Origin of the sequence: Mammaliicoccus lentus, from assembly GCF_002902755.1 — a bacterium.
In the GTDB taxonomy this organism is placed as follows: domain Bacteria; phylum Bacillota; class Bacilli; order Staphylococcales; family Staphylococcaceae; genus Mammaliicoccus; species Mammaliicoccus lentus.
This window is the reverse complement of record NZ_PPRS01000065.1, coordinates 1-6,636: the sequence shown is the minus strand read 5'-3', so window position 1 is coordinate 6,636 and position 6,636 is coordinate 1. Positions and strand designations below refer to the sequence as shown.

The 6,636-nt window shown below is 31.5% G+C and carries 7 protein-coding genes and 1 riboswitch; of the genes, 2 read left to right on the top strand and 5 right to left on the bottom strand.

The features are described 5' to 3' along the window. Positions 1–114 precede the first annotated feature (114 nt). Entirely contained in the window at positions 115–327 is a 213-nt protein-coding gene (locus tag CD135_RS11755) for an SA1362 family protein (protein WP_017000249.1), read from the top strand. A gap of 81 nt (positions 328–408) precedes the next feature. Here CD135_RS11755 and CD135_RS11750 read toward each other — a convergent pair whose 3' ends face one another. Further along, positions 409–1,239, bottom strand: a complete 831-nt coding sequence (locus CD135_RS11750; RefSeq protein ID WP_064205409.1) for a lipoate--protein ligase family protein — start codon at positions 1,237–1,239, stop codon at positions 409–411. Between the two features lie 120 nt (positions 1,240–1,359). Between CD135_RS11750 and CD135_RS11745 the strand changes: the two genes are divergently transcribed. Next, positions 1,360–1,740, top strand: coding sequence for a rhodanese-like domain-containing protein (locus tag CD135_RS11745; RefSeq protein WP_064205408.1), 381 nt, complete (start codon positions 1,360–1,362; stop codon positions 1,738–1,740). A gap of 95 nt (positions 1,741–1,835) precedes the next feature. On the opposite strand, the gene gcvPB is transcribed toward CD135_RS11745, so the two are convergent. The 4 genes from gcvPB to CD135_RS11725 form a co-directional block, all read right to left on the bottom strand. Further along, positions 1,836–3,311: an aminomethyl-transferring glycine dehydrogenase subunit GcvPB gene (gcvPB, locus tag CD135_RS11740; RefSeq protein WP_103269520.1), complete on the bottom strand. Its 1,476-nt coding sequence runs from the start codon at positions 3,309–3,311 to the stop codon at positions 1,836–1,838. Beyond that, positions 3,304–4,647 carry an aminomethyl-transferring glycine dehydrogenase subunit GcvPA gene (gene gcvPA, locus CD135_RS11735; RefSeq protein ID WP_103269519.1) on the bottom strand — a complete coding sequence of 448 codons (1,344 nt, stop codon included), beginning with the start codon at positions 4,645–4,647 and terminating at the stop codon, positions 3,304–3,306. Before gcvPA ends, gcvPB begins: the two co-directional genes overlap by 8 nt. Positions 4,648–4,658: 11 nt before the next feature. Further along, positions 4,659–5,747, bottom strand: coding sequence for a glycine cleavage system aminomethyltransferase GcvT (gene gcvT / locus CD135_RS11730; protein ID WP_103269518.1), 1,089 nt, complete (start codon positions 5,745–5,747; stop codon positions 4,659–4,661). An 80-nt stretch (positions 5,748–5,827) separates the two neighbouring features. Beyond that, a riboswitch (glycine riboswitch) is annotated at positions 5,828–5,923 on the bottom strand. Next, entirely contained in the window at positions 5,910–6,428 is a 519-nt protein-coding gene (locus tag CD135_RS11725; RefSeq protein ID WP_064205405.1) for a shikimate kinase, read from the bottom strand. Its footprint overlaps the riboswitch before it by 14 nt. Between the last annotated feature and the right edge of the window lie 208 nt (positions 6,429–6,636).

The window sequence follows — 6,636 nt, the reverse complement described above, 5'->3', positions numbered from 1 at the left end:
TAGAAGAATCTATTAATAAATTAAATGGTTTGAAGGATGAAATAGGTCAAATTAAGTGAGGTATTATCTGAAATATGATATATTAAATAGACTAATAAACTAAGGTGAGATTTTATGAAAAAGTTTTTGTTTTATTTAATTATAATAATTGCATTGTTTGGATTAATTATGAATCTTGATTTCTTTATTATGGGATTCATTAGAATGGTTATTTCATTAATCATATTTGGTATTATCATTTATTTAATTTATTATTTCTTCTTCTTAACACCCGATCAAAGAAAATACAAAAAAGCAGTTCGTAAAAACAAAAGAAAAAATAGATAAATATGAAATCGGGAGATAAATTCCCTTCTCAATATTAAAATCCCAATCCGTTGATTTTTTTTACTTCGGATTGGGATTTTTTTATTTTCTATAAGTCCATTCTTCTGATCGATATTTATCTTCTAAGTGTTTTATTTCTTCTTTTTGAGATTCTGTGAATTCTAATGGTTTAAATTCAATATTTAGTCCTTTTTTAAAACCTTCATAGAATGCTGTTTCCATTTCTTCTAATGTAATGTGACGATCTGAAATATCATTTATAGCGATTGCTTTATCCATAAATGCAGCTTTCATTTTTTCTTTTAATCTATCATTTCTATATGTAAACATATCGAACAATTCATCTACATTAATATCTTGAAGAATTGAACCATGTTGTAAGATAACACCTTTTTGTCTAGTTTGGGCGCTACCAGCTATCTTTCTACCTTCAACTACAAGTTCATACCAACTCGGTGCATCAAAACAAACTGAGCTTCTTGGACTTTTTAACTTTTCTCTTGCTTCTTTAGATTTCGGAACCGAAAAGTAAGCTTCAAAACCTAATGCTTTAAAACCTTCGAGCAACCCTTCAGATATAACTCTATATGCTTCAGTTACAGTCTGAGGCATGTTTGGATGCGACTCTGGTACGATAACACTATAAGTTAATTCTTTGTCATGTAAGACACCTCTGCCTCCTGTTGCGCGTCTTACTAAACCAAATCCTTTTTCTTTAACCTTTTCAATATCTATTTCTTTAGTGAGTTTTTGAAAATAACCGATTGATAAAGTTGCTGGATTCCAAGTATAAAACCTTATTACAGGATCAATTTCCTCCCTGCTTACAAAATTCATAAGCGCTTCATCAACAGCCATATTATAAAACGGATTGCTAGATTTTGTATTTACAAAATGCCAAGTTTCTTTCACAATAAAAACTCCTATTCGATAAATTCTATATACTTTATTATTTTAGCAAATATATTTTGATAAATCTCACAATAAATCTTATAATAGTAGTTATAGAGTTAAATTGGGAGGAATTAGACCATGAATTATTGGTACATCGCGCTCATCGTCCTAGTTTTGATTATCATTTATATGGCAATAAACTACACATTAAATAAGCGCGCAGTCACAGAATTAGATCAAAATGAGTTTCACAAAGGATTAAGAAAGGCGCAAGTCATAGACTTAAGGGAAAAAGCCGATTTTGACTATGGTCATATCGTTGGTGCTAGAAACATACCAATGAGTGTTTTCCGCACAAGATATCAAGGGTTACGTAAAGATCAACCTATATACTTTTGTGATGCCAATGGCGTAGCAAGTTATAGAGCCGCAAAAATGATGAAGAAAAAAGGTTACACAGATCTTTACATGTTAAAAGGCGGATATAAAAAATGGACAGGAAAAGTTAAATCTAAATAGATTAAAAACGTCCAGATTAAAAGCTTTAATATTTAAAAAATAGCAGTGAAAAATTCCGTTTTTTTGGAATTCATCACTGCTATTTTATTTTATCATTATACTTTTTCTTCTTTTAAAAGTTCGAATTTTAATACTGGTTTTCTAGCTGCTTGAGTTTCATCTAGTCTACCAATAACAGTTGTATGCGGTGTATCTAATACCAATTCAGGATCTTCTTCAACTTCTTTTGAAATTTGAATTAATGTATCACAGAATGCATCTAGTGTTTCTTTTGATTCTGTTTCTGTTGGTTCAATCATCATACATTCCTCAACATTTATCGGGAAGTAAATTGTAGGTGGATGGAAATTGAAATCAAGCAAACGTTTTGCCATATCTAAAGTTCTTACACCTAGCTTTTTCTGTCTTGAACCACTAATTACAAATTCGTGTTTACAATGTTGCGTATATGGTGTATCAAAATGATCTTGTAATCTTCTCAACATGTAATTAGCATTTAATACTGCTGCTTCAGATACTGCTTTTAGACCATCAGGACCCATAGTTCTAATATAAGTATAAGCACGTAAATATATACCAAAGTTGCCGAAGAATGGTTTTACTCGACCAATAGAATTTGGCATATCATGTTCAAATTTATATACATCATTCTCTTTAATAACAGTTGGTTTTGGTAAATATGGAATTAAATCAGATTTGACTCCAACCGGACCTGAACCAGGACCGCCACCTCCATGAGGACCAGTAAACGTTTTGTGTAAGTTTAAATGAACAGCATCGAATCCCATATCTCCCGGACGTACTTTACTCATAATTGCGTTTAAATTTGCGCCATCATAATAAAGTTTACCGCCTGCTTTATGAACAATTTCTCTTATTTCAAGTATATCTTCTTCGAATAAACCTAAAGTATTCGGGTTCGTTAACATAATAGCTGCAGTATCATCACCTACAACCTTTTTCAAATCTTCTATATCGACTAATCCTTTATCATTAGATTTTACAGTGACAGTATCAAAACCTGCGACTTTTGCAGAAGCTGGGTTCGTGCCATGAGCAGAATCTGGTACGATAACCTTCGTTCTATTATAGTCACCGTTTGCTTCATGATAAGCTTTAATCATTAATAATGCAGTCCATTCACCATGTGCACCTGCTGCTGGCTGTAATGTTACTTCATCCATACCTGTAATTTCTTTTAAGTGTTCTTGTAAATCATAAATGATTTCTAAAGAACCTTGAACAGTTGATTCATCTTGAAGTGGATGAGCATTTGCAAACCCAGACATTCTTGCTACTTTTTCATTAACTTTAGGATTATATTTCATCGTACATGAACCAAGTGGATAAAAACCTGTATCAACCCCATGGTTTTTATTAGATAGCTCAGTATAATGTCTCATTAAATCCAATTCACTAACTTCAGGTAACTCGGCTTTTTGTTTTCTAGTGAATTTATCCCCTAAAATTTCTTTTATGTTTTGATTGTCTACTTCTTTTTCAGGTAATGAATATGCAAATCTGTCTTCTCTTGATCTTTCAAAAATTAATTCACTTGATGGTTTACGCATTATATTCACCTACTTTTTCAATAAATGTATCTATTTCATCTTTCGTTCTTAGTTCAGTTACAGCAATTAACATATGATTTTTTAAATTGTCATCTACAAATCCTAAATCAAAACCACCAATAAAGCCATCTTGCAATAGTTTTTCATTAATTTCTGCAATAGGCTGGCTAAATTTAACAACAAATTCATTAAATGAAATGCCTTCTAAAACTTCAAAACCATTTTCTTTCAATTTATTTTTCATATAATACGTGTTTTCCATGTTCATTTCAGCCATTTCATAGACGCCATTTTTGCCTAATGCACTCATACATACTGAAGCTGCTAATGCGTTCAATGCTTGGTTTGAACATATATTAGAAGTTGCTTTATCTCTTCTAATATGTTGCTCGCGAGCTTGTAATGTTAATACAAAACCTCTGTTCCCGTCATCATCTTGAGTTTGTCCAACTAATCTACCTGGTAATTTACGCATTAATTTTTTAGTTGAAGCAAAGTAACCACAATGAGGTCCTCCATATTGAGCTGGAATACCAAATACTTGTGCATCACCAACTACAATATCTGCACCAAAATCTCCAGGAGGAGTAATTAAACCTAAAGCTAATGGGTTACTAGAAACAATAAATAAAGCTTTTTTGTCTTCAATTAATGTTTGAATTTTTTCTAAATCTTCTAAAGAACCAAAGAAGTTTGGATACTGAACACAAACTGCTGCTGTATCATCATCTATTGCAGCTTCTAATTTCTCTAAATCCGTAACAGTGCCATCTAAATCTATTTCTACAACATCAATATCTTGAGCTTTCGTATATGTTTTAAGTACTTCAATAGTTTGATAATGTACAGATTTAGAAACAATAACTTTTTTCTTTTTTGTATGACCAGCTGCTAATACAGCTGCTTCTGCAAATGCTGTCCCGCCATCATACATTGATGAGTTTGCAACATCCATACCTGTAAGTTCGCAGATTAATGTTTGGAACTCAAAAATCGCTTGTAACTCGCCTTGAGAAATTTCTGGTTGGTATGGTGTATATGCAGTGTAAAATTCCGATCTAGAAATTACATGGTCAACAACCGTAGGAATATAATGATCGTATACGCCTGCTCCTAAAAATGAAGCATGAGTTTCACTCGTAATATTTTTATTAGCTAGTTGAGACAGTTCCCTTAATAAAGCTGTTTCTGATTTCTTTTCTTTAATATTTAAAGGTTGATTAAACCTAACTGACTCAGGGATGTCAGTAAATAATTCATCTACTGATTTAATACCAATTACATCTAACATTTCTGATTTATCCTTCTCTGTTAAAGGAATATAACGATGACCCATTTTTTTCACTCCTATGATTTAAATGATGATTTTTTAACAATTTTAGCTTTAACTTGTCTTTTTCTTACTTGAATAAGTAGTTCTTTATCCAATTCAAACTCTTCTTTTTTAATTAAGCCCATAGCAATTGATTTACCTGTAGAAGGTGATTGAGTACCTGATGTTACATAACCTATTTCATTACCATCAGTATCTAAAATTTCATAATCAGTTCTTGGTATACCTTTATCAATCATTTCAATTCCAATTGATTTTCTGTCAGCACCATTTTCTTTTTGCTCTTTTAAAACTTCTTTTCCGATAAAGTCATCTTCAATCAATGGCTTTACAGCAAAACCTATCCCGGCTTCATATGGTGTAATATCTTCAGATAAATCTTGTCCATGTAATGGTAGACCCGCTTCTAATCTTAAAGTGTCACGTGCACCAAGACCACATGGTGTTACACCTTCTTTTATAAAACCATCCCAAATTAATTTCGTATCTTCAGAATGACAATATACTTCAAAACCATCTTCACCTGTATAGCCTGATTGAGAAAGTATAACTTCTTTACCAAATATCGTTACATTTTGTTTGAATTCAAACATTTTCATTTCACTAATATTAACGTCTACTAGTTTTTGAACAATTGATCTAGCTTTAGGACCTTGAATCGCTAATTGACCATAATCTGATGATTTATTTTCTACTTTTGCGTTAAATCCTTTTATTTTTTTCAACCATTCGTAATCTTTATCAGTATTACCAGCGTTAACAACTAATAAATATACAGAATCCTTCAGTTTATAAATCACTAAGTCATCAATAATACCGCCTTCTTCAGTACAAAGGACTGTATATTGAGCTTTAGAATCGTTAAGTTTTGTAATGTCATTTGTAAGTGCATATTGTACAAAATTAGACGCTTCTTCCCCAGTTACTAAAATTTCTCCCATGTGACTAACATCAAAAATACCGACTTCATTTCTTACTGCATTATGTTCTTCCTTAATACTTGTAAATTGGACTGGTAAAGCCCAACCTGAAAAATCAATCACTTTTGCACCTTGATCAAGATACGTTTGATATAACGGTGTCTTTTTTAATTCATTAGCCATTATTTTTCTTCCCTTCTTGTTATGTATAATAAAAAAACAGGGTAGCTTAAGCTACCCTGTTGAAGTACTCTTCAGGAATGCGTCACAAAGTTATCCTTTTGCCTGAGAGATTCACACTAACATGGCTTGCTCCTTCGGCGATGAATTATTCATTCATTCTCTCTAACTTTGATCATTCGCAAATATATCTTTGTCCAGAGAATTAATAATCTCTGTAACAACTACTTCTTTAGGTCTATCTGCATCAATATGTATGAATGCGATATCATTATAACTTGATTCTCGTTTTGAATACAAGCTTTTTAAATCTTCTAGTGATTTTCCATTAGCATTTGGTCTGTTTGGGTCATGATTAATTCTCTCATAAACTGTATCAACATCGCATTTTAACCAAATGTTATGAGGATTACCTTTCATAACATTTCTTGATGCCTCAGACTCAATAATACCACCACCAGTTGAAATAATAACGTCTTTATCAATCCATTCTTCCAGTGATTTTTTTTCCAAATCTCGAAAATGTGATTCTCCATACTTAGCAAAAATTTCTGGAATTGATAGTTTAGTTGTTTCAACGATATAAGTATCGATATCAACTAAAGGTTTGTCATAATGTTCACCTAAATAATTACCGATTGAAGTTTTACCTACGCCCATAAATCCTATTAATACTACTGACATTATATCGACTCCTTAGTTGCTATATTCCAACTTAAACTATATTCTATCTCATTATTCAGAAAATAAAAAGACTATAAATCATTTATTTAAAATAATTTTTATTTCGTTTTTGTAGTATTCTTCTAGATGATTATAGATTTTTATTTTATAACTATATTGAACGAGATAAAATGATAAAAAAGCAGAATAGACAAATAATATACTAAGA

Excerpts from the sequence above, each read along its gene's own strand:
- CD135_RS11755 (WP_017000249.1), top strand. The coding sequence starts at position 115 with ATGAAAAAGTTTTTGTTTTATTTAATTATAATAATTGCATTGTTTGGA.
- CD135_RS11745 (WP_064205408.1), top strand. The coding sequence starts at position 1,360 with ATGAATTATTGGTACATCGCGCTCATCGTCCTAGTTTTGATTATCATT.
- gcvPB (WP_103269520.1), bottom strand. The coding sequence starts at position 3,311 with ATGCGTAAACCATCAAGTGAATTAATTTTTGAAAGATCAAGAGAAGAC.
- gcvPA (WP_103269519.1), bottom strand. The coding sequence starts at position 4,647 with ATGGGTCATCGTTATATTCCTTTAACAGAGAAGGATAAATCAGAAATG.
- gcvT (WP_103269518.1), bottom strand. The coding sequence starts at position 5,747 with ATGGCTAATGAATTAAAAAAGACACCGTTATATCAAACGTATCTTGAT.
- CD135_RS11725 (WP_064205405.1), bottom strand. The coding sequence starts at position 6,428 with ATGTCAGTAGTATTAATAGGATTTATGGGCGTAGGTAAAACTTCAATC.